Origin of the sequence: Marinobacter persicus (genome assembly GCF_900114155.1) — a bacterium.
GTDB lineage: Bacteria > Pseudomonadota > Gammaproteobacteria > Pseudomonadales > Oleiphilaceae > Marinobacter > Marinobacter persicus.
Genome location: NZ_FOSC01000006.1, coordinates 125,575 through 150,801 on the forward strand (window position 1 = coordinate 125,575; position 25,227 = coordinate 150,801).

General features: G+C 57.6%; 26 protein-coding genes and 2 tRNA genes. 16 read left to right on the forward strand and 12 right to left on the reverse strand.

Annotated features, from left to right (window positions below):
* The first annotated feature begins 164 nt into the window (after positions 1-164).
* From BMZ63_RS08085 to BMZ63_RS08125, 9 genes are all read left to right on the forward strand, one after another.
* Positions 165-1,922, forward strand: a complete 1,758-nt coding sequence (locus tag BMZ63_RS08085) for a tetratricopeptide repeat protein (protein WP_091704134.1) — start codon at positions 165-167, stop codon at positions 1,920-1,922.
* Entirely contained in the window at positions 1,919-2,548 is a 630-nt protein-coding gene (gene lolB, locus BMZ63_RS08090; RefSeq protein WP_091704137.1) for a lipoprotein insertase outer membrane protein LolB, read from the forward strand. The genes BMZ63_RS08085 and lolB overlap by 4 nt, the downstream gene beginning before the upstream one ends.
* 3 nt (positions 2,549-2,551) lie before the next feature.
* The gene (gene ispE, locus BMZ63_RS08095) at positions 2,552-3,415 is read left to right on the forward strand and encodes a 4-(cytidine 5'-diphospho)-2-C-methyl-D-erythritol kinase (protein WP_091704140.1); all 864 of its coding nucleotides are present in this window, start codon (positions 2,552-2,554) and stop codon (positions 3,413-3,415) included.
* A gap of 19 nt (positions 3,416-3,434) precedes the next feature.
* Positions 3,435-3,509, forward strand: a tRNA-Gln gene (locus tag BMZ63_RS08100).
* 52 nt (positions 3,510-3,561) lie between these two features.
* Entirely contained in the window at positions 3,562-4,512 is a 951-nt protein-coding gene (locus tag BMZ63_RS08105) for a ribose-phosphate diphosphokinase (RefSeq protein WP_091704143.1), read from the forward strand.
* A 162-nt stretch (positions 4,513-4,674) separates the two neighbouring features.
* Positions 4,675-5,316: a 50S ribosomal protein L25/general stress protein Ctc gene (locus BMZ63_RS08110; protein ID WP_091704413.1), complete on the forward strand. Its 642-nt coding sequence runs from the start codon at positions 4,675-4,677 to the stop codon at positions 5,314-5,316.
* 20 nt (positions 5,317-5,336) lie between these two features.
* Positions 5,337-5,927: an aminoacyl-tRNA hydrolase gene (gene pth / locus BMZ63_RS08115; RefSeq protein ID WP_091704145.1), complete on the forward strand. Its 591-nt coding sequence runs from the start codon at positions 5,337-5,339 to the stop codon at positions 5,925-5,927.
* 83 nt (positions 5,928-6,010) lie between these two features.
* On the forward strand, positions 6,011-7,102 hold the full coding sequence (gene ychF / locus BMZ63_RS08120) for a redox-regulated ATPase YchF (protein WP_091704148.1): 1,092 nt from the start codon (positions 6,011-6,013) through the stop codon (positions 7,100-7,102).
* A gap of 92 nt (positions 7,103-7,194) precedes the next feature.
* A tRNA-Met gene (locus BMZ63_RS08125) sits at positions 7,195-7,271 on the forward strand.
* Between the two features lie 59 nt (positions 7,272-7,330).
* Here the strand turns inward: BMZ63_RS08125 and BMZ63_RS08130 are convergent.
* The 11 genes from BMZ63_RS08130 to BMZ63_RS08180 form a co-directional block, all read right to left on the reverse strand.
* Positions 7,331-8,302, reverse strand: a complete 972-nt coding sequence (locus BMZ63_RS08130) for a phage integrase (protein WP_091704151.1) — start codon at positions 8,300-8,302, stop codon at positions 7,331-7,333.
* The gene (locus tag BMZ63_RS08135; RefSeq protein ID WP_227663659.1) at positions 8,299-9,708 is read right to left on the reverse strand and encodes a hypothetical protein; all 1,410 of its coding nucleotides are present in this window, start codon (positions 9,706-9,708) and stop codon (positions 8,299-8,301) included. Before BMZ63_RS08135 ends, BMZ63_RS08130 begins: the two co-directional genes overlap by 4 nt.
* Complete coding sequence (locus BMZ63_RS08140) at positions 9,674-10,930, reverse strand: zonular occludens toxin domain-containing protein (protein ID WP_091704156.1); 1,257 nt, start codon at positions 10,928-10,930, stop codon at positions 9,674-9,676. The genes BMZ63_RS08135 and BMZ63_RS08140 overlap by 35 nt, the downstream gene beginning before the upstream one ends.
* A complete protein-coding gene (locus BMZ63_RS08145; RefSeq protein ID WP_091704159.1) occupies positions 10,930-11,253 on the reverse strand; it encodes a DUF5455 family protein in 324 nt (107 codons plus the stop codon). The genes BMZ63_RS08140 and BMZ63_RS08145 overlap by 1 nt, the downstream gene beginning before the upstream one ends.
* Position 11,254: 1 nt before the next feature.
* Positions 11,255-12,601: a hypothetical protein gene (locus tag BMZ63_RS08150; RefSeq protein WP_143072204.1), complete on the reverse strand. Its 1,347-nt coding sequence runs from the start codon at positions 12,599-12,601 to the stop codon at positions 11,255-11,257.
* A gap of 2 nt (positions 12,602-12,603) precedes the next feature.
* Positions 12,604-12,762, reverse strand: a complete 159-nt coding sequence (locus tag BMZ63_RS08155; RefSeq protein WP_091704164.1) for a major coat protein — start codon at positions 12,760-12,762, stop codon at positions 12,604-12,606.
* A 268-nt stretch (positions 12,763-13,030) separates the two neighbouring features.
* Complete coding sequence (locus tag BMZ63_RS08160) at positions 13,031-13,351, reverse strand: hypothetical protein (RefSeq protein ID WP_091704166.1); 321 nt, start codon at positions 13,349-13,351, stop codon at positions 13,031-13,033.
* Between the two features lie 2 nt (positions 13,352-13,353).
* Entirely contained in the window at positions 13,354-13,707 is a 354-nt protein-coding gene (locus BMZ63_RS08165; RefSeq protein WP_143072205.1) for a hypothetical protein, read from the reverse strand.
* 149 nt (positions 13,708-13,856) lie between these two features.
* Complete coding sequence (locus BMZ63_RS08170; protein ID WP_091704170.1) at positions 13,857-14,141, reverse strand: hypothetical protein; 285 nt, start codon at positions 14,139-14,141, stop codon at positions 13,857-13,859.
* Positions 14,138-14,407, reverse strand: a complete 270-nt coding sequence (locus BMZ63_RS08175) for a hypothetical protein (protein ID WP_091704172.1) — start codon at positions 14,405-14,407, stop codon at positions 14,138-14,140. Before BMZ63_RS08175 ends, BMZ63_RS08170 begins: the two co-directional genes overlap by 4 nt.
* Positions 14,404-14,619 (reverse strand): hypothetical protein, encoded by a 216-nt coding sequence (locus tag BMZ63_RS08180; RefSeq protein ID WP_091704175.1) that lies wholly within the window; start codon positions 14,617-14,619, stop codon positions 14,404-14,406. The genes BMZ63_RS08175 and BMZ63_RS08180 overlap by 4 nt, the downstream gene beginning before the upstream one ends.
* 253 nt (positions 14,620-14,872) lie before the next feature.
* Between BMZ63_RS08180 and BMZ63_RS15020 the strand changes: the two genes are divergently transcribed.
* From BMZ63_RS15020 to BMZ63_RS08215, 6 genes are all read left to right on the forward strand, one after another.
* Positions 14,873-15,169, forward strand: a complete 297-nt coding sequence (locus BMZ63_RS15020; RefSeq protein ID WP_218141227.1) for a hypothetical protein — start codon at positions 14,873-14,875, stop codon at positions 15,167-15,169.
* 555 nt (positions 15,170-15,724) lie between these two features.
* Positions 15,725-16,936, forward strand: a complete 1,212-nt coding sequence (locus BMZ63_RS08195) for a serine hydrolase domain-containing protein (protein ID WP_091704179.1) — start codon at positions 15,725-15,727, stop codon at positions 16,934-16,936.
* 294 nt (positions 16,937-17,230) lie between these two features.
* Positions 17,231-18,508, forward strand: a complete 1,278-nt coding sequence (locus tag BMZ63_RS08200) for an O-acetylhomoserine aminocarboxypropyltransferase/cysteine synthase family protein (RefSeq protein ID WP_091704181.1) — start codon at positions 17,231-17,233, stop codon at positions 18,506-18,508.
* A 126-nt stretch (positions 18,509-18,634) separates the two neighbouring features.
* A complete protein-coding gene (gene lipA / locus BMZ63_RS08205; RefSeq protein ID WP_091704185.1) occupies positions 18,635-19,678 on the forward strand; it encodes a lipoyl synthase in 1,044 nt (347 codons plus the stop codon).
* Positions 19,679-19,692: 14 nt separating this feature from the next.
* A complete protein-coding gene (locus tag BMZ63_RS08210) occupies positions 19,693-20,913 on the forward strand; it encodes a methyl-accepting chemotaxis protein (RefSeq protein ID WP_091704188.1) in 1,221 nt (406 codons plus the stop codon).
* 47 nt (positions 20,914-20,960) lie between these two features.
* On the forward strand, positions 20,961-23,441 hold the full coding sequence (locus BMZ63_RS08215) for an efflux RND transporter permease subunit (protein WP_091704189.1): 2,481 nt from the start codon (positions 20,961-20,963) through the stop codon (positions 23,439-23,441).
* A gap of 79 nt (positions 23,442-23,520) precedes the next feature.
* Here BMZ63_RS08215 and BMZ63_RS08220 read toward each other — a convergent pair whose 3' ends face one another.
* The gene (locus BMZ63_RS08220; protein ID WP_091704192.1) at positions 23,521-24,033 is read right to left on the reverse strand and encodes a Spy/CpxP family protein refolding chaperone; all 513 of its coding nucleotides are present in this window, start codon (positions 24,031-24,033) and stop codon (positions 23,521-23,523) included.
* 234 nt (positions 24,034-24,267) lie between these two features.
* Between BMZ63_RS08220 and ylqF the strand changes: the two genes are divergently transcribed.
* Positions 24,268-25,131 (forward strand): ribosome biogenesis GTPase YlqF, encoded by an 864-nt coding sequence (gene ylqF, locus BMZ63_RS08225; protein ID WP_091704415.1) that lies wholly within the window; start codon positions 24,268-24,270, stop codon positions 25,129-25,131.
* The last annotated feature ends 96 nt before the right edge of the window (positions 25,132-25,227 follow it).

The window sequence follows — 25,227 nt, forward strand, 5'->3', positions numbered from 1 at the left end:
GCCACCCGAAAACACAGGCACTTCGGCAAGTGCGGACAGGTTGGGCAAGCTCTTATCCTTATGCCATTATAGAAGCCTGACAACAACCGCAACCCGATCTGGCTCAAATCCGGGACAGACTGCGGGCCAGCCGGAATCATTGCCGACCAATCACGGGACGTTGCATGCAAACATCTTCCAGTCTTCTGGCCACTTGCCTGTTGGGGGTCACCCTGGCAACGGTGTCTGGCTGCGCCGGTTTTTCCGGCGAGCCACAGACCAATCCGGATATTCAGCCGGTCATCGTCGATCCCACCCCTGATGAACAGGAAGACGAACGCTACGCCAGTTTTGAGCCGGAAGTGCTGTACCAGCTACTGGCCGCCGAAATTGCCGCACAGCGCGGCCGCTACGATGTCGCACTGGCGAACTACGCACAGGCGGCCAGAACCTCCGGTGATGAGGGCGTGATTGTCCGCACCCTGCGCATAGCCCAGTCTCTTGGCAGCGACCAGGTGCAACAGCAAATGGCCGAGCTCTGGCTGCAGAAAAAACCCGACAGCACCGACGCCCGGCGCGTGCTGGCCGTTCAGGCACTCAAGCAGCAGAATCTGGAAGCGGCACTGCGGCACATGGAAACGCTGATGGACCAGGGCGAAGACGCCAACTTCGATAACCTGGCCGCCATGGCCGAATCCCTGCCCGCGGACCAGCAGCAGGAAATGCTGGCCCTCTACCGGCAACTGGCCGAACGTCATCCCGGCAACCCGGAACTGGAATACAGCATTGCCCTGCTACTCAAGATGACCGGTGAGCCGGACGAGGCACTGGCGCGCCTGGAAACACTGCTGGCCGATGCCCCCAATTTCCAGCCAGCGGTAATACTCAAAGGCGACCTGCTTTACCAGACCGGCCGCAAGCGTGATGCGCTCAACTATATGACCACCCAGACCCGTCGTTTCCCGGGCAATCGCAAACTGGGCGACCTGTACGGCCGCATGCTGTTGAACGAGGATGAACTGCAGGCGGCACAGGATGAATTCCAGCGCCTGGTCGAACAGGACCCGGACAATCCCGGGCTGCGCCTCTCTCACGCACTGGTGGCGCTGGAAAACGAACAGCCGGAGCTGGCGGAACGGGAGCTTACATACCTGATCGAACAGGACCAGTTTGTGGACCAGGCCAGTTACTACCTCGGGCGCATTGAGGAAGAAGCTGGCGATACAGAGCAGGCCATCCATTATTACCAGAACGTACAGCAGGGTAACTTCTTCTTTCCCGCCCTGGCCCGCACCAGCGCCCTGCAGGCCGAAGCCGGTCACCTGGAATCTGCCCTGACCCGCCTGGACGATCTCAGGCAAGCTCACGAGCAGATCGCCGAACGCCTGTGGCTGATCGAAGTGAACCTGCTGCTCGAATACGGCAGTGAAGACCAGGCCCTGGAAGCCGCCAATACCGCCCTTGAGCAATACCCCGACAACATCGAAATCCGCTACTCCCGCGCCATGCTGCACGACCAGCAGGGGGAACTGGTACCAGCCGAGCGGGACCTGAGCCACATTCTGGAGCGACAACCAGACAACGCCGTGGCCCTGAACGCGCTGGGCTACATTCTCGCCGTGCGCACAGACCGCCTGGAAGAAGCCCGGCAATATATTGAAAAGGCGCTGGAACTGGACCCGGAAAATCCGGCGATTCTCGACAGCATGGGCTGGGTACTTTATCTGCAGGGCCACCACGAAAGCGCCCTGGATTACCTGGAAGACGCCTGGGCCGCCTACCCGGATCCGGAAGTGGCCGCCCATTACGGCGAAGTACTCTGGGTAACGGGCAACCGCGACCAGGCGAGAATTGTCTGGCAGAAAACCCTGGACGAGCATCCGGGCGACGAGCTGCTGATGGAAACCATCAACCGGCTCACCAACACCGGGAGTGACGAATGATCCGCCACCTGGCGCTCGCCATGCTGCTGGCCTTCACCGCAGTGGCGGGCTGCACCCGCATTCAGCTTGACCCGTTACCCGAGGGCATGACCGACCAGCCCCCGGAAAACTGGGCCGAGCGCACCCGCCAGGTTACCGATTTCGACCGCTGGGTCCTGTCCGGGAAGATGGCGGTACGCCAGCCGTCAGACAGCGGCACGGCGGTCATCAACCGCTGGCAGCAATACGGCAACGAGTACGAACTCAGCCTGTCATCCTCGTTCCTGGGCATGGGCACCACACGCATTGAAGGTTCGCCCGGGTTTATCGAACTGACCCTGAGTAACGGTGATGTCTACCAATCCGGCAACCCTGAGCAACTGATCAGCCAGGCCACCGGCTGGCAACTGCCGGTACAAAGCCTGGTCTGGTGGATGCGGGGCCTGCCCGCACCGGAAGGTCGCCACCGCCTGCTGTTTGACCAGAAAAACCGCCTGGCCATCCTGGAGCAGGACGGCTGGGAAATCCGCTACGACAGATGGCGCACCTTTGTCGACGACCTGCCCGAGCTGCCGGCGCGCATCACCGCGATAAAGGACGACAAGCGGGTGCGCGTGGTCATTGCCAGCTGGCGCCGGGAGGATTGAGCGGTGACAACCAGCCTGACCCTGCCCTCCCCGGCCAAGCTCAACCTGTTTCTGCACATTGTCGGCCAACGCCCGGATGGCTACCACGAACTGCAAACCCTGTTTCAGTTTCTGGATTACGGAGACGAGCTAACCTTCACCCTGACCCCGGACCAACCCGGGATCAGACTGGCCGAATCCATGAACGGCGTGGCCGATGACGACAACCTGATCATCCGGGCCGCCCGGATGCTGGCCGACCGGGCAACAGGGCCACTGCCGGGCGTAACCATCGCCATCGACAAACGCCTGCCAATGGGCGGCGGGCTGGGTGGCGGCAGCTCCAACGCAGCCACCACCCTGGCTGGCCTGAACTGGCTCTGGCAACTGAACCTCAGTGAAGATGAACTGGCGCAGATCGGCCTTGCCCTGGGCGCCGATGTACCGGTTTTCGTGCGCGGCCGGGCTGCGTTTGCCGAAGGCGTGGGCGAAATCCTGACCCCCGCCAACCCTCCGGAAGACTGGTTCGTGGTGCTCAAACCCGACTGCGAAATCAACACCGGAAAGATTTTTTCACAGGAAGGGTTGACAAGAGACACCCCGAAAATCACAATACGCCCCGCTTTTGAGGGAGACGCCTCGAGGTACCGAAACGACTGTGAGGATGTGGTTCGAAAACTGTATCCGGAGGTTCACCAAAGTCTTGAATGGCTTTCACAATTCGGACCTGCAAGATTAACCGGAACCGGGGCTTGCATTTTTGGACGTTTCCCGACAGAATCCGCAGCGCGGAGCATCTGGGAAAGCAAACCCTCCGGCATCACGGGGTTCGTAGCTAAAGGGGTGAATCACTCACCGCTTCACCAAAAGCTGACAGAGCTGACATGATGCCAAATGAGCACGATACTGGGGTGTCGCCAAGTGGTAAGGCAACGGGTTTTGATCCCGTCATGCGCAGGTTCGAATCCTGCCACCCCAGCCACCTTTCTTCTAGTTCTTCTGAATCCAACGCCGATACCGAGAAGGATACAGACGTGTCCAAATTGATGATCTTCGCGGGCAATGCCAATCCGGAACTTGCTCAGGATATTGCCAAGAAACTCCATATTCCCATGGGTCAGGCCACTGTCGGCCGCTTCAGTGATGGCGAAACCACCGTCGAAATCGACGAGAATGTTCGTGGTCACGATGTTTTCATTATTCAGCCGACCTGCTACCCGACCAACGATAACCTGATGGAACTGATCGTGATGGCCGACGCCCTGCGCCGCGCCTCCGCCACACGCATCACCGCCGTTATCCCCTATTATGGCTATGCCCGCCAGGACCGCCGCGTGCGCTCCACCCGGGTCGCCATCAGCGCCAAGGTCGTCGCGGACATGATCTCCAGCATCGGCGTGGATCGTGTACTGACCGTTGACCTGCACGCTGACCAGATCCAGGGCTTCTTCGACATCCCGGTAGACAACATCTACGCCACCCCGGTTCTGCTCGAGGATATCGAACGCCAGCGCTTCGAGAACTTTGTTGTGGTCTCCCCGGACGTGGGTGGCGTGGTGCGTGCCCGCGCGGTTGCCAAGCGCCTGGACGACGCCGACCTGGCCATCATCGACAAGCGCCGCCCGAAGGCCAACGTCTCCCAGGTTATGCACATCATTGGTGATGTTCAGGACAAAACCTGCATCCTGGTGGACGACATCGTCGATACCGCCGGCACCCTGTGCAAGGCGGCCAACGCCCTGAAAGAGCACGGCGCCTCCCGCGTGGTTGCCTACATCACACACCCGGTATTGTCCGGCCCGGCCATCGAGAACATCGCCAACTCCGATCTCGACGAACTGGTGGTGTGCGACACCATTCCGCTGGGTGACAAGGCCAGAAAGTGTGATAAAATCCGCCCCGTCAGCATGGCCGGACTGCTCGCCGAGTCCATTCGTCGCGTCAGCAACGAAGAGTCCATCAGCGCCATGTTCGAGAACGTATAATCCGGCCGACCACATAACTGTCGGATTTATAACTGTTTTCCGATCGGGAGCCCACACGGGCTCCCGATTGTTTTAGTCGGCCGGAAAATCCGGCCATTTCAGAAACTCATCTGTGTTGATGCCTGGTCGCGGGCTACTCAGATGAACAACGAGGTAAATACCATGTCTCAGGAATTCGTAATCGAAGCATTTCCTCGTGACGACCAGGGGAAGGGTGCGAGCCGCCGCCTGCGTCGCGAGGAGCGTAAAATCCCGGCCATCATCTACGGTGGCGGCAAAGACGCAACTCCGGTTGCCATCTGGCACAACGAGCTGAAAAAGTCTCTGGAAAACGAAGCCTTCTTCTCTCACGTTCTGACCATCGACCTGAACGGTAAGAAAGAAAGCGTTATCCTGAAGGACCTGCAGCGTCACCCGTACAAGCCGATCCTGACCCACGCTGACTTCCAGCGCGTCGACAAGGACCACGAGATCCACGTAAACGTACCGCTGCACTTCCTGAACGAAGAGTCCGCACCGGTTGTTAAGCTGCAGGGTGGTGTTGTTTCCCACAACATGACCGAAGTGGAAGTGGTGTGTCTGCCGCAGAACCTGCCGGAATTCATCGAAGTGGACCTGAACGACGTTGAGATGGATCAGGTGGTTCACCTGAGCGATCTGAAACTGCCGGAAGGCGTTCGCTCCGCCGCCCTGATGCAGGGCGAAGACCACGACCAGCCGGTTGTGTCCGTGCACAAGCCGAAAGGCGCCAAGGCTGACGACGAAGAAGCCGAAGGCGAAGGCGAAGAAGGCGGCGAGGAGTAATCCTCCGGGGGCACTGAGCGATGGCACAGGATATTGTCATGATCGTTGGCCTGGGCAACCCGGGCCCCGACTACGAGAATACCCGCCATAACGCCGGCGCCCTGTTCGTCGAAGCGCTGGCCCGTGAAGCGGGCCAGACGCTCCGGCCGGACAAGAAGTACCACGGGCTCTATGCCCGCATCCACTGGCAGGGTCTGGACCTGCACCTGCTCAACCCGAGCACCTTCATGAACCGCAGCGGCATTGCCATCAAGGCCCTGGCGGACTTCTTCAAGATCTCTCCCGAACAGATCCTGGTGGCTCACGACGAGCTTGACCTGCCCGCCGGCACCGCAAAGCTCAAGAAAGGCGGCGGTCACGGTGGTCACAATGGCCTGCGGGACACCATCGCCCACCTGGGCACCAATAACTTCCAGCGCCTGCGCATCGGCATTGACCATCCCGGCGACAGCCGAAAAGTCACCGGCTATGTTCTCGGCCGGCTCGGCAAGAAAGAAACCGAAGAGCTGCACGCCGTGTTTGACGAAATTACCCGGGTACTGCCAGACGCCGCCACCGGCAAACTGCCAGCCGCCATGAACCGGCTGCACAGCTTCAAGTCCACCGCCTGAGCATAGCGGTCACCCCTACTCGCACCGGTACCCTTACACCGGTATAATCCGCGCAAATTTTTCAGTTCCAGCAGAGGCATTCCATGGGATTTAACTGCGGCATTGTCGGCCTTCCCAACGTCGGCAAATCTACCCTGTTCAACGCATTGACCAAATCCGGCATCGGCGCGGAGAACTTCCCGTTCTGCACCATAGAACCCAACGCCGGCGTGGTACCCATGCCGGACCCACGGCTCGACAAACTGGCGGAGATCGTCAAGCCGCAGAAAGTGGTGCCCACCGCCATGGAATTTGTCGATATTGCCGGCCTGGTGGAAGGCGCTTCCAAGGGCGAAGGCCTGGGCAACCAGTTTCTCGCCAACATCCGCCAGACCGACGCCATTGCCCACGTGGTGCGCTGCTTTGACGACGGCAACGTGATCCACGTTTCCAACAAGGTGGACCCCGCCTCAGACATTGAAGTGATCAACACCGAACTGGCCCTGGCCGACCTGGACACCGTCGAGAAAGCCATCAAGCGGGTTCAGCGCGTGGCCAAGAGCGGCGACAAAGAGGCCAAGGCGCAGCTGGAGATGTTCGAGCAACTGCTGCCGGTGCTGAACGAAGGCAAGCCGGTGCGCAGCATGGGCCTGGACAAGGACCAGATGGCACTGATCCGCGAGCTGTGCCTGCTGACCGTCAAGCCGACCATGTACATTGCCAACGTTAATGAAGACGGCTTCGAGAACAACCCGTACCTGGATCAGGTGCAGGCCATCGCCGCTGAAGAAAACGCGGTCGTCGTGCCCATCTGCAACAAGCTCGAGGCTGAAATCTCCGAGCTGGAAGACGATGAGAAATCCATGTTCCTGGATGAAATGGGCATGGAAGAGCCGGGTCTGGACCGGGTAATCCGCGCCGGCTACAACCTGCTGGGCCTGCAGACCTACTTCACCGCCGGCGTGAAGGAAGTGCGCGCCTGGACCGTGCGCATCGGCGCCACCGCCCCGCAGGCCGCCGCCGTGATCCATACCGACTTCGAGCGTGGCTTCATTCGGGCGGAAGTGGTCAGCTACGAGGATTTCGTCGCCCACAACGGCGAACAGGGCGCCAAAGACGCCGGCAAATGGCGCCTGGAAGGCAAGGATTACATCGTCCAGGACGGCGACATCATCCACTTCCGCTTTAACGTTTAATCTCAGAGAAAATTTTGGCCCCAAAGCCTTGACAGCCCGGGGCCAAATGCCGAAAATACGCGCCTCGTTTGGGGCGATGCCCAAAGCGAAATGGCAAGGTAGCTCAGTTGGTTAGAGCACAGCACTCATAATGCTGGGGTCGGCGGTTCGACTCCGCCCCTTGCTACCAGAATTCAAAGGGTTACAGCCGTCGCTGTAGCCCTTTTTTTATGGGTGTCTACATAGTGCCTACATCGCGTCTACACGTAGACTCGCCATAGGACAAAGCCTGACAGCCGACTCCAGGTAATCCGGTGACAGGTGAGCATACTTCATAGTCATATTAATCGAACCATGGCCGAGAATACGTTGAAGGGTGAGCAGATCACCACCGTTCATCATGTAATGACTGGCGAAGGTGTGCCGAAGAATGTGAGTTAGTTGATGAGGCGTATCATAACCACACCGGCCGTATGCGGACCTGAAGGCATAACGGCAAGTGTCAAACATACGCCCAGGGCCCGGCAAAGCAAACGCTTCAACTTCACTCTGAAGGTCCCGATCAATGGGAACCGCCCTATCCTTTCCATTTTTGGTATTTCGGAAAATAACTTTACCTGGCAACCAATTTACCCACGTTAACCCCTCAGCTTCGGACCACCTGGCACCGGTCGCCAAACAAATAACCGCAACAGCCCATGTAAATGGGTTAGAACTGGACAAACACTCTTTAAGAAGTTTCCGACACTGCTCAAGACTCAGAAACATCATTTCGTGATGGGGCTCCGTAAGCTGGCGAACGTTTCCGATCGGGTTGTCTTGAATGCGACCGAGACGGATCGACTCGGAGAACACGGCCTTCAAATAACGCTGCTCATGATTAACGGTTGAGGATGAAACCTCATTCATCCGCGCCATTCGATACTCAAGCCAATCAGTAGCGGTAAAGTCAGCCACAAAAGGATTACCTAGCCGGGTAACTATCGCCGTAACTCGACTGTAACGGTATTTTGCGTCTTTCAGTGCATGACCGTGGTGCTGATACCAGTAATCAACAAGGTCAGAGAGACGCAGACCGCTACCCTTTCCTTTCTGATGAAAACGGCGCAACCAGGCATTAGCATCAAGACGAGTTTTAAATCCCTTTTTTCGAACGCGACGACCACCACGGCCATCGGGGTAAAAATCCACCATCCAGCCAGTAGCGGTTTTTTTAATCATGCACACACCTTGTTCAACAAACGGCGCTTTATAAGACCATCTTCAACGAGCTGGAATAGCTCGTTTTCGGTGATATCACGGTTCCGGTAGTAGTTGGTCAGGTCATCCCATAGGCCGGATTTCTTCAGGCAGTCCCAAGCCTGGCGGGAGTTAAACCGGTTGCGTGCGTATATCGACAGGAGGTTGCCGAAGGCCAGGGACACGTTTTTCTCATTGCCACAACCTGGTTCCTTTTTTGCGCGTTTGTAGAGCAGCTGGGGCGCAGGGTGACCAAACACCACGTCGTCACGGAGCTTTGTCCATATGGGGTGAATCCAGTGTTTCTTTGCCTCGTACCGGTTGCCCTGGAGGGCGTAGCGCCAGAAGCCGGTAAGGTGCGGGACGGCATCGATGAAGCTTTTGATAACGGGCATGCCTTCGGTCCCATCGGCGATCTCGTTAACGATCCGGTGGTGTAGGCGGATTTCGAGACGCCATACCGGTTTTTCAGGGTCATAGCAGGTATCGGGGAAAGAGTGTTCGTTAACGGCGGTTTCCCAAATGCTTTCCATGAAGGCGCGTTTATCGGAAACATCCACTTCCTTTGATTTGTCATACAGGCAGGTTTGCAGGCTGTTGGCTTTACCGAAGGTGTAGGTTTCACCACGACCATTCACGGTTGCCCCAGTCTCCCAGTCAACATTGCTAACGCCGGTGTATACGTTGACGGTTTTTGCGCGTGTAACAAACCGTTGCGCAAAATCCTGAGGCGGTTCCCACCCTTGGAAATCGACGGCAAGGTGTATGGCCACACCGGACGGTTCAGCGGCGGCCAGAAAGTGCCTGGCCCAATAGATGAGTTCGTCCTGTACCTGTTGGGAGCCGCGTTCATAGAGCCAGCGGGGTGATGCCTCAATCTTGACGTGTGTGCCCTGGGTATCAGCTTCGGCGTAAAAGTTCTGCACCAGGATGGTCAGGCCGTACTCACGGTTTTGCAGGAGGTACCGGAAGCCACCACGGCGGCCAGACATAACGGCCCATTCAATGCCGTTGATGGTAATCACCGCACCGTGGCCGGTTTCGTAGCTTTGGACGATATCGGCGAGGATTTCAGGACGTAGACGGCCCTGATATAGCTGGCGAACGGTATCAACACCGGACCACAGAACGTTAACGTTCTGAAGGTTCACTTGTTGGCCTTCCGGCCCTATGAACAAGTCACCTTTCCCAACTTCACCGGTGGAAATATCAATTCTGTCAAAATCCTTAATCGCCATGACTGATACCTTTTGAAATACACTGAATAGGACGGTTTTTTCTATAAGACGTGTTACAGGGACGTCTGGGGAGCGGTTCCGCGGCCCCGTGACGCCCCCCACTGCGTGGTGTGCATCACGGGGCCGCGTCCCGCTCTGCCATTCGTTCACTGAGCCAATACTTTTTTAGCTGTTCTTCGGACATTCGGGGCGGTGTCTCAGGAGGATCAGACGGTGGACAATAGGATGTGTGAAGCCTGACACTCTGCTCTCGCGCCTGGTCCATGATGAGCAGTTCACAGCGGCTCACCATTCGAACCACGTGGCCGGCGGCGCGTAAGTTGTCCAGGTTGTACTTTTTCTCTCCGTTGCTGAGTAGCACGTATATAGGTGTGCCGTCGGCTTCCTGGGCAACGCCGGAGATCACGAAGCCGTCGAACTTTTGTTCGAGGGTTTGCGGTTTGTCGTCCTGATCAAAGGCCTCGGCTATGGAGGTTTCCGGTTTGTCCTGGTCCGGCTGTTGTTCGGTTGCGCCTGACGTTTGCCCGGTATCGGTCGGTTCCGGCTGGGGAACGGGTTCAGGCTGCATAACGGAGGCAATGGCGGCACCGGCGACGATGCCACCGGCCAGAACAACGACCTTGGAAAAGCGTTTCAGGTAGATTCGGGTCATTCTCATGTAGAACCTCAGATCTTTTTTAACGGCGTAGCGCCCGTGGGTGTACCAGGGTGGAAGAACTTGATAGATGCCGTGGGGGTAGTCGTCGGTGAAGGCTTGCTTGGTGTCGTAAGCCGGGTATAAATCCCTGGCCATGTACCACCACCGGTCAACGGTTAGGGAGTTGGGAAGGTCGCCATATTTGACGATGCCCAGGTGTGCTTTTGCTTTGGGCATGTCCTTTGAAAAAACAAACCGGTACAGGGAATCAATAAAGGGGACTTTGAGCCGATCCAGGCGGCGGCAGTAAACCACGTGTTCACCAACAGACTTACGGGCCTGTTTGTCGATCATCGAAACATCCTGGATGATAAAGATGATGTCCCAGCCGAGCTTTCGGGCGTGCAGTAACCAGTCGATCAGGGGGCGGCGGTCTTTATCCTGCCAGTCCCGGGAGTTGAACCAGGTCCCGCATTCATCAAGGACGATCAGGCCGTTTTTTTCTTCTTCGTAGGTTTCGTTGCCCGATCCGATCGCTTTCATATCGTGGACCGTGGGCTTATCGGGAAGACGATATACAACGGTTTTTTTGGCTTTCGGGCCGACGAGCTTGTTTAGCCTGAGATCAAGGTTCGTGGCGACTGGACGCCCTTCAATGAGTTTATCCTTGATCTTGCCGACAGCGGCAAGGGTTTTGCCGCTGCCGAGTTTGCCGGTGACGAAGTAAACGGCCATCAGAACAACTTCCACTGAATTATTTTTATGTTCCAGTCGTAAACCCAGCGGACGATCTCTGCCGTTACGATTGCGCTGACACAGGCAGAAAAATTACCAGGCAGAAAGGCAAACCAGTTACCAGTCGTTGGCATGGCGTAATAGATGCCGGCCATGATGCCTTCAATGGTCACCAGGAAAGCGCCCGTTAGACTGACAGCAGCAGTAATGACGGCGGCAACGATCGCTAGTTTTTTTGTGAGAAATTTACCGAAAAACGCAATAAGGCCGGTTAATGCAGTGCCAAGAATACCGGCAAGCCAGGGGATACCAAGTAAAGCCATATCACGGGGTTCCTTTTGCTGCTGGGCGTAGTGCGACGTTAAAAAGACGAATCACGGTGAAGCCATAAAGCAAGAAGCCGAGCATGTCGCGAATCATAGACATGTCGTTACAGGTAATGGTGTAGGAGATTTCATCCGTTCCAAAAACCAGATCGCGACATTGCATGCTGCCGGCAAAAAGATTGGTGACGTTGTTTTCGATCGCACCGAGATCGCCCTCATTCATGGGCGCGGGGCTGTCGATTCCGTCTATGTGTTCGTCCAGGTCGCCAACGGCAGAATCTCCGGCGTTAGAAATCGCGTCGTCGATGCCATTTTTTAATGCGGTGCCGTCGCCGCGGCTGGCGTCAAGAGCTGCTTCTATCGCTTCGTCAATGTTGCCGGTGGACTCTTCGATGCCGTCCAGCTTTTCATTGCCGATCTTCTGTTGTTCCAGGCTTTCTTTCGCTGTGCCTTCGGTTGCTTCGCCGCCTTCGCCGGTACTGTCACCTGGCTGATTGTTTGGGTCACCGCCCTCACCTTCAGGGCGTGGGTCGGTCATGTCATTACTGGTATCGCCGTCCATGTTGCCGCCGTTGTTGGGGTGGTCTGGCGAATCGTGTTCGATGTATTGGCCAAAGATGTCATAGCACTCTTTTTTCCCGTTGCGATAGGCGCAGCCTTCTTCAGCTGGGTCGATGCAGCCGAGATCGCCGTTCAGTTCGTCGCAAATGGCGCCTTCAGAGGGGCAAGTGCTGATGCCGTCAATGGTGACGCAGGAAGGGTTGTCAGGGTCGGAACAAATTTCTTTGCCGGATGAATCTGTGGCGCAGTTGAGGTCTGCCGGTCCGGCTTCGCCCGCTTCAGCTTCTTCAGGCGTTACGCCAAGGCCTTTGCACTCCAGCGTCTGGCCGTAAGTATGGTTTCCGTCCCATTTAGCGGGGTTTGAGCCGCAGCTATAGGCGCAACCATCAACGGTATAAAGACCAGACCCGCCACCAATGTTTATGTCACCACCGCCAGAGGAAGACATGATACCGGCGCCTGGAATAGTATCGGTAGAGCAGTTATTAATAGGAGGACCACACACAAGCTGCCCGTTTTCATCTTCGGTCTTAACATTAGGTGGAGCACATTCCGAATCATAAGGGAATGACTTGTGGATATAGGAAGTGTCAGGGTTACCGTACCAAACTGCACCAGTCCCACGAGACCAGCAAATCGCCGAGGAATCGCTGCCAGACTTAAATGCCTCACAAGCTGCCCAGGCTTCAGCCTCAGTTGTTGCCGCAGCAGCCAACGGAGAAAACATAAACAAAACAACAAAAGCCGCCCGAAGGCGGCTCAGGCTTTGAGCGTTGCGGCTCATGGTTAGCTGGCCTTGTTCGCGAACTTCTTGAACAGCTTCAGCAGGATGAAACCACCCACAATAGTGGCTACAACCGGCCAGGCCTCAGCGGCCATAGCGTCGAAGTTATCGGAAATGCCAGTAAAGGCAGCCGTCACTTCGGGAGGGAGTGTTGTTTCCATTTCAAATTACCTCATCTGCAAGTTTTTTAAAGGCCAGGATCTTGTAGGACAGTGCAAAACCGAAGGCCCAGCACGCCGCGAAGATCCCGGAGTATTCGAGCATCGTCAGTTCGTTCACCGTTGATGCCCTCCTATCCACCCAAGGCCGAAGGCGATCAACGACCCCAGGGCGAATTGCATTGAGTTCAGGCCGTGGACGGCCTGAACAATCATTTCTGCGTCTGTTGTTGGGTCACCCATTTTTCAGTGCTCCCAATCGTTGCAGGCGTTATGCCGGCTTCTTTTGTGGTTCGGGAGTCGGAGCGGTTTTCTGACTGGGGACAACACCAACGATATGAGGCTGTGATTTGCCGTTGGCGGCTTTCTTGAGCATGGCCACCAGTTTGATTTCCTGACCTGGGCGGAAGCCTTCAGTCTTCAGTTGGTCGAATACGGCAGGTTCGGCGCTGATCTTTGTCACTTCCAGGCCAAGGGTGTTTTCGGCGTTGTCACCTACTGGGTTTTGGCCGGTGAACATGCTGCAGAAAGTGCGGCCTTCGACGGTGATTTTGTTAACGCTGAATACTGTAGCTGTCATTTCAAATTGCATGGTTATTGCTCCTGGTATTTGGCCGTTTTATAGGCCGTTTCGGTTTCTGAGTTTGCTTTGTTGACATCGAACAGCCCGAGGTAAACGCGCTGTATCAATTCGGCTTCTTTGAGCTTTGCCGCCAGGTGGAAAGGCGGTTGGGTGCCATAGTTGGCGGTTTCGTGTTTCCAGAAGGCCAGGCTAGAGCGAATGGCTTTTAGCTGGCGTTCCAGGCTGCGTTGTAGTTGCCGGGCTTCCTTGTTGGTCAGGTACAGGGCAACCCCTTCGGGGCGGGCTTTACTCGCTTCGCTCCCCGTGACTGAGGTCACGGCCCTTACGGGTGACAATCCCTGTTGCCTGGCGCGCTCCGCTTGCATCGATTGCTCACCGCTCGGGCTCGGGCTCAAAGGGCGGTCATCCACCCTCGTCACCGTCACCGGCGCAGCTCTATTACGCGCACTGTGAGCCAAGCCATGACCGGCGCAAGGCCAAGCGGCGCTTGCCGTGCTGCGCAGCCTTGCGCCGGTCATGCCTTGTCTCCCTGGTCGTGCGCGAGCTGCGACGGCGACGGCGACGAGGGCGGATTATCAGACACGGGGGGTTGATCAGGCGCAAAACCGTAATCTGGGCAGCCGGCCGCTAACCAGGCTTGAAGGACGGCACCGGATAGGGTCCAGAGGTCGGTACCACGGTTGAACGCCTCGTTCTCCAGGGCCACTTTGGTGGACCGGGGAGCCATGACGTAAAAACGCTTTTCAGGGTCTTCTACGTGGTCCTGGCGCGGGGGAATGACGGTTGGCTTCAATTTCATGCCGCCAACTCCTTTTGGCAAAACTCGATCATTTGGTTACCAAGATCGAGACCGAGCGTGCAGCAATAATCAGAAAGTTCACCATCCAATTCACAAAAAGCCTTTTGCATGGCGATCAGCTCGTTGCGAGCCTCAATGAACCGGGAGTAAGCCCGCTCTTTATCCATTCCAGTTGAAACAGAATGTTGCTGTAAGGCTTCAAGGCCCCGCTTGTAAGACTCTTCAATAAGAACTTCTTTTTTGGCGCGGATTTCTTCGGTCATCATTCGTCGCTCTCCTGCCCCTTCAGGTCCTCAATCAACTGAACAAGGTTGACCATGCGGCGCTTGCCGATGCGGATAGAAGGGATATAGGCGCGATGAAGCCACATATGAACGATGGAGTGATCGACCCTAATCCAATCAGCAAAGGCCCGCCATTCCATAACCGGGGGCCAATCTTCCTTTTTGCTGATTTCCGTTATCGCATCGTCTACCATGTTCTGTACCTTGCAGTGCGTTTCTTTGATTATCACTATTTAGGTTTAACTATTACACTAAGCACATAATAGAACGCGCTGCCGGATAGTGCAATAGTTACACCTACATTTAGGAATTATTTTTTAGACTATTATGGAATCAATAGACGAGCGGGCAAAACTTTTGATTAAAAGCGTGGGCATAGATACGCTCGTTAGATGCAGCGATATCGGGCACTCTCGCTGGAAGAACGTTCTTTACAAAAGCGTGAGAATGAGCACGAAAGAACTCGAAGTGCTGAAAGATATTTGCCCAGCTTACGCTTACTGGCTAATCAGCGGAGAGATTCAACCGGAGTGCGGTCATTCAAGCCCGGAATGGGAAAGACACGAAGGAATAAAGATAAAAAAGCAACTAGAAAAGAAAACAGATCCTCTAAATTGCGAGATGTGCGGCAAAACAATCACAGCTGAAGAATCAGCACTAACAATGGAAAAGCCACTAGGCGCAAGAGAGAACAGGTTTCTAATCGTTTGTCATAGATGCAATGTGAGACAAGGAAAAAGATGAAAAGGACGTTTGCGAAGATAGCAGCCATTACGTTGAGCACAGCCCTGACCGGGCCAATCCAGGCAAACTCAGTAAGAGACGGCAGGCCGGATTACTACGAATTCGACTGGGAATACAAAAACAATCGAATCATCGAAAGCACGGTTTGCGATAGGTACAGCGGCCTGGACTGGAAGAACTGCCGCAGATACGCGAATTGGTATTTCTCTGAAAAGTGTTGGGAGTATCGAAACGAACTACGACACAAAAGCGGTGACGTCCGGCGGGAGATTCTGAAAAAACGGGACCGCTATTGCGATGCAAAACGCCGAATCACTACCCTTTAACTATCGTGTCTACACACGCAAACCAACGATAATTACTGATATTTAGTGAATAGTCGCTAACTTTCAAGATACTGTATTGAAAGGGTTAGAACGTTTAAGAACTGGTCGACATGTCACTCATAATGCTGGGGTCGGCGGTTCGACTCCGCCCCTTGCTACCAGTATTGTTAAAGCCCGCCTCGAAAGAGACGGGCTTTTTTTTATGCCTGATCGACAGGAATTTGCTGCCATGTCCGAATCTGTTGTTGCCGGTTTGTCGAAAAACCGCCTGGAACGCATCACCCGCCACCTGGACGAAAAATACATTCAGCCAGGAAAACTGCCCGGCGCCCTCACCCTGGTGGCCCGCCATGGCCAGGTGGTCTGGTGCCAGGCCCAGGGCCTGCGGGATGTCGAGCGCCAGCAGCCCATGGAGCGCGATACCGTCTTTCGCGTGTACTCCATGACCAAGCCGGTCACCGCCATCGCCATGATGCAACTGTACGAGCAGGGCAAGTTCCTGCTGAACGATCCGGTGCACAAGTACATCCCGAGCTGGAAAGACCTGCGGGTGTTCAAAAGTGGCCACTACCCGGACTTCAAAACCGAGCCGGCGACCACCACCATGACCATCCGGGACCTGTTCACCCACACTTCCGGGCTGACCTACGGCTTCACCGAACGCACCCCGGTGGACGCCGCTTACCGTAAGTTGAAACTGGACGGCAGCCCGATACTCACTCTGGACAAACTCGTTGACCGCCTGGCCGAACTGCCCCTGGAGTTCTCCCCCGGCACCGCCTGGAACTATTCCGTGTCCACCGACGTGCTGGGCTACCTGGTACAACAGCTTTCCGGCCAGCCGCTGGATGAGTACTTCGAAGAACACATCTTCAAACCCCTGGGCATGAGCGAAACCGGCTTCCACGTGCGGCCGGACCAGCAAGAACGCTTTGCCGCCTGCTACCTGTATCAGCCGGGCGACACAAAAAAACTGCAGGACGACCCCACCCGTTCCCAGTTCCTGAAGCCGCCGCGCTTCCTTTCCGGCGGCGGCGGCCTGGTCTCCACCATTGACGACTACTTCCGTTTCGCCCAGGCCCTTTGCCAGGGGGGCGAGTACCAGGGCGAGCGTATCATCGGCCGCAAAACCCTGGAATTCATGCGCCGCAACCACCTGCCCGGTGGACAGGACCTGCCCGCCATGTCCACCGGCGGCTTCAGCGAAATCCCCTACGCCGGCAGCGGTTTCGGCCTGGGCTTCTCCGTGAAAACCAACGTGCCGGACTCCCACACCATCGGCTCGGAAGGCGAGTACGGCTGGGGCGGCCTGGCCGGCACCCACTTTATGGTGGACCCGTCAGAAGACCTGGTGATGATCTTCATGACCCAATTGATTCCCTCGCGGGCTTATCCGGTGCGACAGGAACTTCGCGCCCTGACCTACGGAGCACTGGTCTAGCTGCAAATCAGCGAGCAGGCGGGCAGGCCTTTCCAAAACTGTCTGCAGCCAGTGAGTCAGGGGAGAGGCCTTTCCGGGAATTTCGAAGGCCATGGATGGCCTGAGATAAGCGCACAGGGATGTGCTTGTAGCGGTTCCCGGAAAGGCCTCTCCACTGACTCGCACCCAAGCTCAAAGGCATCCTCTGCTTATAACCTGATAACCCCTGAAACTATGCGTGCTTTCCGCTCTCTGTGGCATACTGAGTAGTTCTACTTACAACGCCCCAAATGACAACCAGCAAGGATTGTTGAAATGAAAGCGGAAACCATCGCGCTGCACGCCGGCTTCAAGAGCGACCCGACCACCAAGGCCGCCACCACGCCGATTTACCAGACCACCTCCTACACCTTTGACGACACCCAGCACGGTGCCGACCTGTTTGACCTGAAGGTGCAGGGCAACATCTACACCCGCATCATGAACCCAACCAACAGCGTGCTCGAAGAACGCATGGCCGCACTGGAAGGTGGTGTGGGCGCCCTGGCCGTGGCGTCTGGCATGGCCGCCATCACCTACGCCCTGCAGACCATCTGCAAAGTGGGCAACAACATCGTCAGCACCAGCCAACTGTACGGCGGCACCTACAACCTGTTCGCTCATTCCCTGCCGAACCAGGGCATCGAATGCCGCATGGTCACCCACGACGACTACGACGCCGTGGAAAAAGCCATCGACGACCAGACCCGCGCGCTGTTCTGCGAATCTATAGGCAACCCGGCCGGCAACGTGGTGGACATCCAGAAGTGGGCCGACATCGCGCACAAGCACGGCATTCCGCTGATTGTCGACAACACCGTGGCCACCCCGTTCCTGTGCCGCCCGTTCGAGCATGGCGCCGACATCGTGATCCACTCGCTGACCAAGTACATCGGTGGCCATGGCACCACAGTGGCCGGCGTGGTGGTGGATTCCGGCAAATTCGACTGGAAAGCCAGCGCCGAGAAGTTCCCCATGCTCAACGAACCGGACCCGTCCTACCACGGCGTGGTCTACACCGAGGCCCTCGGCGAAGCCGCCTTCATCGGCCGCTGCCGCGTGGTGCCGCTGCGCAACACCGGTTCTGCCCTGTCGCCGTTCAACTCCTTCCTGATCATGCAGGGTCTGGAAACCCTTGCCCTACGCATGGAGCGCCACTGCGAGAACAGTGAGAAGGTTGCCCAGTTCCTGCAGGATCACCCGGCCGTGGAATGGGTGAACTACGCCGCCCTGGCCGACAGCCCCTACAAGGCCACCTGTGAGAAGATCTGCGGCGGCAAGGCCTCCGGTATTCTGAGCTTTGGCATCAAAGGCGGCCGTGAGGCCGGCGCGAAGTTCATCGACGCCCTGGACATGATCCTGCGCCTGGTGAACATCGGTGATGCCAAATCCCTGGCCTGCCATCCGGCCACCACCACCCACCGCCAGCTGGATGCCGACGAGCTCAAGAGTGCCGGCGTAAGTGAAGACCTGGTGCGCCTGTCCATCGGCATTGAGCATGTGGACGACATCATTGCCGACATCACCCAGGCCCTGGACAAATCCCAGGCCTGATGCCCGCCAGCCGGGGCCATATGCGCCCCGGCTATCCCCGTGATTGCCCTTACCAGACTTGTATCCCGACTGCGCGAAGATTAACCTTTGAGGTTCTTCATGCCTTAATTCGAGAGTTTCTGGCCAATGAGCGACAGCGCAAAGCCCCGCATTACCAGTGGTTCCAAATTCCGTAACGAGCACGGCTTCTCCGCCATCAAGGACGGCGTCAAGCAAAAAGGCAACACGGAAGGCCAACCCCTGGAGCGCAAGCCGAAATGGCTTCGGGCACGCATGCCCGGTGGTGAGCGTTACGATGCCGTCAAGAAAAACGTCAGCGAACACCGCCTGAGCACTGTCTGCCAGGAATCCCATTGCCCGAACATTGGTGAGTGCTGGACAGCCGGCACCGCCACCATCATGGTGATGGGCTCGGTGTGTACCCGCGCCTGCAAGTTCTGCGCGGTGGACACCGGCAACCCCAAAGGCTGGCTGGACCACGAAGAGCCGGAAAATACCGCCAAATCCGTGGAGCTCATGGGCCTGCGCTACATCGTGCTGACCTCGGTGGACCGGGATGACCTGGAAGATTTCGGCGCCGGCCATTACGCCGCCTGCGTTTCCGCCATCAAGCGCCGCACCCCGGAAGTGGCCGTGGAAGCCCTGACCCCGGATTTCGACGCTGTTATGCCGTTGGTGGAACAGGTGGTGGATTCCGGTCTGGACGTATTCGCCCAGAACGTGGAAACCGTCGAACGGCTGACCCGCCGCGTGCGCGACCCCCGCGCCGGCTACCAGAAAACCCTGGACGTACTGGCCCACGCCAAAAAACACCGGCCGGACGTGCTCACCAAGACCAGTCTGATGCTGGGCCTGGGTGAAACCGACGAAGAAATCCTGGAAACCATGGACGATCTGCGCGCCATCGGCGTGGACATCCTGACCCTGGGCCAGTACCTGCGCCCCACCCCGAATCACCTGCCGGTCGAACGCTACGTCACCCCGGAGGAATTCAACCGCTTCCGTGACATTGGCCTGGAAAAAGGCTTCATGGAAGTGCCCTCAGGCCCCATGGTGCGCTCCAGCTACCGGGCTGATAAAGTCTTTGATAAAAACAACCTGGGCCTGGCCGTGCCGGAGGTCCCCGAATCTTCCAATGCCATCCAGATTCCGGTCAAGGCCATAGAATAAGGCGAACCGAACCCATGCTGTCCCTGCTGAGAAATATCCGGCTCAGACATAAATTCTGGCTGCTGAATATTGTTGTACTCGCGGTTCTGTGTCTGCTTTGCGTGTACGCCATGCAGATCATTGCCAGCCGCACCGGTGAGTCATTCACCCATGTGTTCGCCGACACCGCACCGGGCTTTGCCCTGGTGGTGGCAGTGCTGATGGTACTGGAGATGGCAGGTTCGCAGCTGTTGATATCGTTTATTGAACGGCACATCAACCGGCTGAAGGACACCATGGTATCGGTGCAGGCCAGCGGCAACCTGAGCCACCGGGCCGATGTGGATTCGAGGGATGAAATCGGCGAAATGGCTGCCGCCTTCAATGCCATGCAGGACCGCACCGTGGATGTGGTGAAAAGCATGAAGCAGGCCACCGACCGCCTGCACCAGGAAGTGCAGGCGCTGACCGACGCCGCCGAGAGCCGCCGGGACGATCTGGCCCGGCAACAGGCGGACGCCGACCGGTCCGCCGAGGTTGTGGAAACCATGCTACAGAGCTTTACCGGCATTGCCGAACAGGCCGGCATTGCCCGTACCCTGTCCAACGAAGCCCGTGATACCGCCGTTACCGGCGGCCAGCAGGTCGCCCGCAGCGCCGACAGCATCCGCAAACTGGCGGATGTGGTGAGCAATTCCGCCAGCAGCGTGGAATCACTGGCCGAAAACAGCCAGGAGATCGGCCACGCCATCACCGAAATCCAGGGTATTGCCGAGCAGACCAACCTGCTGGCTCTGAATGCCGCCATCGAGGCCGCCCGTGCCGGCGAGCAGGGGCGCGGCTTTGCCGTGGTGGCCGACGAGGTCCGCAACCTGGCCCGCCGGGTGCAGGATTCCACCGACCAGATCCAGTCCACCCTGGACCGGCTGCTGGCCTCCATGAACCACGCCGTGGAACAGATGACCGGCAGCTCGGAAGATGCCAACCGCTGCGTGGAAGAATCCGAGGAAGGCCGGCAGGCACTGGAGGCCATCAACGAAGTGGTGGGCCGCATCAACCGCACCAATCAGGAGATCGCGGGCCTGTCCGAGCAGCAGTCTTCCACCACCGACGAGGTTCTGGCCAATGTGCAGGGCATTCGTGATACCACCGAAAACATGGTGAACGAACTGGCTCAAAGCGCGGAAATGGCCAAGCGACTGAAACAGCTCATCGAATCTCTGGAGAACGCGTCGTCAAAGGTCACAGTTCACTGAAGTTTGTGGCAAACTCTCCGCCTTGATCCACCAGCAGAGAGTGACTCATGGACCGCCTTGGTGCCTTTTACGACCGATTCATACTTGCCCACCCGGCTCTTGTATTGATTGCTTTCGGCCTGCTTCTGGCCGCCACCGCGCTGGGATTCAGCCAGTTCCGGCTGGATGCCTCGGCCGAATCCCTGGTCCTGGAAAACGACCGTTCACTGGAGCAGTACCGCCAGGTTAACCGCACCTTCACCACCTCCGACGATTTTCTCGTGGTCACCTACACGCCCGAGCAGGAACTGTTTACCGAGCAGGGCCTGGCCCGCCTGGCCGCCCTGCGTGATGAACTGGCGGCACTGGAAGCGGTTGGCTCCACCAACAGCATCCTGAACGTACCACTGCTGCACAGCCCGGATTTAACGCTGGACACCGTCAACAGCGAAATCAAAACCATCGACGGGGACCAGGTTCCCCCGGAAACCGCCCGCGACGCCCTGCTGGCCAACCCCATGTACCCGAACCTGCTGATCAGCAAGGACGCCGGCACCACCGCCATTCAGGTGAACCTGCCCACACCCGATAAATACTTCGAACTGCTGAACCAGCGCGACCAGCTGCGGGAAAAGGTAAACAACGGTGACGCCAGCGCCGAAGACCGCAGGGAACTGGAGCAGGTCAGCCAGGCCTTCATCCGGTACACCGAACAGCTGGGCGAAGAGCGGGACCAGACCATTGGCCAGGTGCGCGATATCCTGGATAACTACCGGGACCAGGCCACCATCCATCTGGGCGGCGTGCCGATGATCGTGGCCGACATGATCCGCTTTATCGAAAACGACCTGTCCACCTTCGGGCTGGGCGTGCTGGCGTTCCTGCTGCTGACCCTGGCGGTGATCTTCCGCCAGTGGCGCTGGGTGCTGGTGCCCCTGTTGTGCTGCAGCTTTACCGTCTGGCTGATGGTGGGCTTTCTCGGCTGGGCCCAGTGGCCAGTGACGGTGATTTCTTCAAACTTCATCTCCCTGCTGCTGATCATGACCCTGTCGCTGACCATCCACCTGATTGTGCGCTACCGGGAGTTCCAGCACGACGAGCCACAGGCCGAGCCCCGGGACATCCTGCGCCGCACCCTGCTGGCCATGATCAAACCCTGTTTCTACATGGCCATCACCACCATTGTCGCCTTCGGCTCGCTGACCTTCAGTGGCATTCGCCCGGTGATCGATTTCGGCTGGATGATGACCGCCGGCCTGTCGGTTGCTTTCCTGATCACCTTCCTGATCTTCCCGGCACTGCTGCGCCTGCTGCCGCCGCCGGTGGACCAGCGGATCACCTCCAACCGCATTCCGTTTACCGATTACTTTGCCCGTTTCACCGAACGCTTCGGCGGCACCGTGCTGGTGGGCTCCGGCGTTCTGGCGGTGCTGTGCGTGATCGGCCTGAACCGGCTGACGGTGGAGAACAGCTTCATTGATTACTTCAAGGCGGACACCGAAATCCACCAGGGCATGATCACCATCGATGACCGGCTGGGCGGCACCACGCCCCTGGACGTGGTGATCACCGATGAACCGGCCCCGGAAGACGCGGGGGGTGACCCCTTCGCCAGCGATTGCGACCCCTTCGTGGAAGACTGCGGCGACGAGGAATACCGCGACACTTGGTACACCTACCAGAAGATGCAACAACTCGAGCAGGTACACGAGTACCTGGACAGCCTGCCGGAAACCGGCAAGGTTCTGTCCATCGATACCACTCTGGCCTTGCTCGCCCAGGTGAACGGCGGCGAGCCGCTGGATGCCCTGGAACTGGCCTTCGTGCCGGCGGCGGTGCCGGATAACCTGAAAGACATCCTGCTGACGCCCTACATCGCCGAAGACGCCGACAAGGCCCGTTTCAGCATTCGCATTCTGGAAACCCTGCCATCACTGCGCCGGCAGGAACTGCTGGATGAAATCCGCACCCACCTGACCGAAGAACTCGGCTACGAGGACGACCGGGTGCTGCTGGCCGGAATGACGGTGATGTACAACAACATGCTGCAGAGCCTGTTTGATTCACAGATCAAGACCATCGGCGTGGTGTTCGGTGCCATTCTGCTGATGTTCCTGCTGCTGTTCCGCTCGGTAAAACTGGCACTGGTCGGGCTGGCCCCCAACCTGATTGCCGCCGGCTCGGTACTCGGCCTTATGGGCTGGCTGGGCATTCCGCTGGACATGATGACCATTACCGTGGCGGCGATTACCGTGGGTATTGCCGTGGATGACACCATTCACTACATCCACCGCTTCAAAACCGAATTCGCCAGAGACGGTGACTACCTGGCCACCATGCACCGCTGCCACCAAAGCATCGGCCAGGCCATGTTCTTCACGTCCCTGACCATTATCATCGGCTTCTCGATCCTCGCGCTCTCGAACTTCATCCCCACCATCTACTTCGGCCTGTTCACCGGCTTTGCCATGTTCATGGCGTTACTGGGCGCTCTCACGCTGCTGCCGCGCCTGATCATACTTACCAGGCCCTTCGGCAGCAGGGCATAAAAAAAGCCCGTCAGGGCAGCGCTCTGGCGGGCTTCTCACAGCAAGCCTGGTCAGGCTTTACCGGAACAACATCGTTGGCTTACTGCCCCATGCCTTGACCTTGCCCCATGCCCTGGCCCTGGCCCATACCTTGACCCTGGCCGCGGCCACGCTGCATCTGCTGCTGCATTTCGCGCTGCTGCTGCATTTGCTGCTGCATCTGCTTCATGCGGCGGTTCAGCTCATCACGCTGTTCATCAGTAAACACGGCATCAACCCGCGCCTGCATCAGTGCTGACAGGCCTGCGATATCACCGGTCACATCACCCAGCTCTTCCGCTTTCTCGCGAATGGCGCCTTCGTCATAGTCCTTTTTAATTTCGCCCTGAAGCTCGCTCTGAAGCTGCTGGGCAGTCTGGCGAAGCTCAGTGATTTCACCCTGCATCTCTTCCATAATGCCACGGATCTCGGTCTGCTGGTCGTCAGAAAGCCCGACCATCTGGGCCAACTGGGAAACCTGATCACGCTGACCACCGGCCTGCTGCTGGGCGAAAGCGGTGGTGGAAAGACTCGCGGCAATCAGGGCCGTACCAATCATTTTTACTAGCTTCATAAAGTGCTCCGTTAACACGTGGCTCGTCGTGCGCCACCGTAGTTTGGTTTCTTGACTCAGTGCTCACACCCTAAAACATTAACGCCCCCGATTTCATCCCGGTGACTCGCTCCCGGCGACACAGGAGGCCGCTTCCCGGCCGCCCGCCCGCAGCACACGGGGCCTGCATTAAATGTGAAAATTTGGTCATTCCCCGGCATAATGGCGGCTTTCAGCCAACAGCGGAGCATTATCATGGCCATTAACTGGTTTCCCGGGCATATGCACAAGGCCCGAAAGGAGATCAAGAAAGTCATGCCCCAGATGGACCTGATCATCGAGGTGGTGGACGCCCGCATTCCGTTCAGCAGCGAAAATCCGCTGGTGCCTTCACTGCGCGGCGATACGCCCCTGATCAAGGTACTGAACAAACGTGACCTGGCAGACCCGGCCATCACCGAGCAGTGGCTGGCGTGGATCGAACAGGAGCGGGGGGTACGGGCACTGACCCTGACCCGTAATCAGCGCGCCGAAGCGTTGGGCATACTGAAGCTGGCCGAGGAAATGACGCCAAACCATGACCGGGAAAAAGGCGCCCTGCGGGTCATGATTCTGGGCATTCCAAACGTTGGCAAATCAACCCTGATCAACACCCTGGCTGGCCGGCCCGTGGCCAAGACCGGCAACGAGCCGGCTGTGACTCGCGCCCAGCAAGCCATTAAACTGCCGAACAATATCCTGCTGTATGACACTCCGGGCTTCCTCTGGCCCAAGCTGTCACCGGAGGCCTGTGGCTACCGCCTGGCCATCACCGGCGCCATCCGCAGCGCGGTGCTGGATTTCGAGGATGTGGCTCTGTTTGAGGCCGATTACCTGATGGCGGCCTACCCGGAACTGGCCATGGCCCGCTACGGGCTCACGGAAACACCAAAAAACGGGCTGGCGCTGATGGATGCCATCGCGGTGAAAAGACGCTTCCTGGGCCGGGGTGGCGTGCCCGATCTGCACAAGGTTTCCGAGGTATTGCTCAACGAATTCCGCAACGGCACCCTGGGGCGCATTTCCCTGGAAACGCCCGCCATGGTTGAGCGGGAGCTTGAACAACTTCAAGATACTTGATCTCAATCAATGTAACAGGGATGATGGGAACCAGAGCTGCTGCTCTCATGGAATGTGGACGCGTCAACCGCCCCGGCGGTCTGTCGTTATATGGCT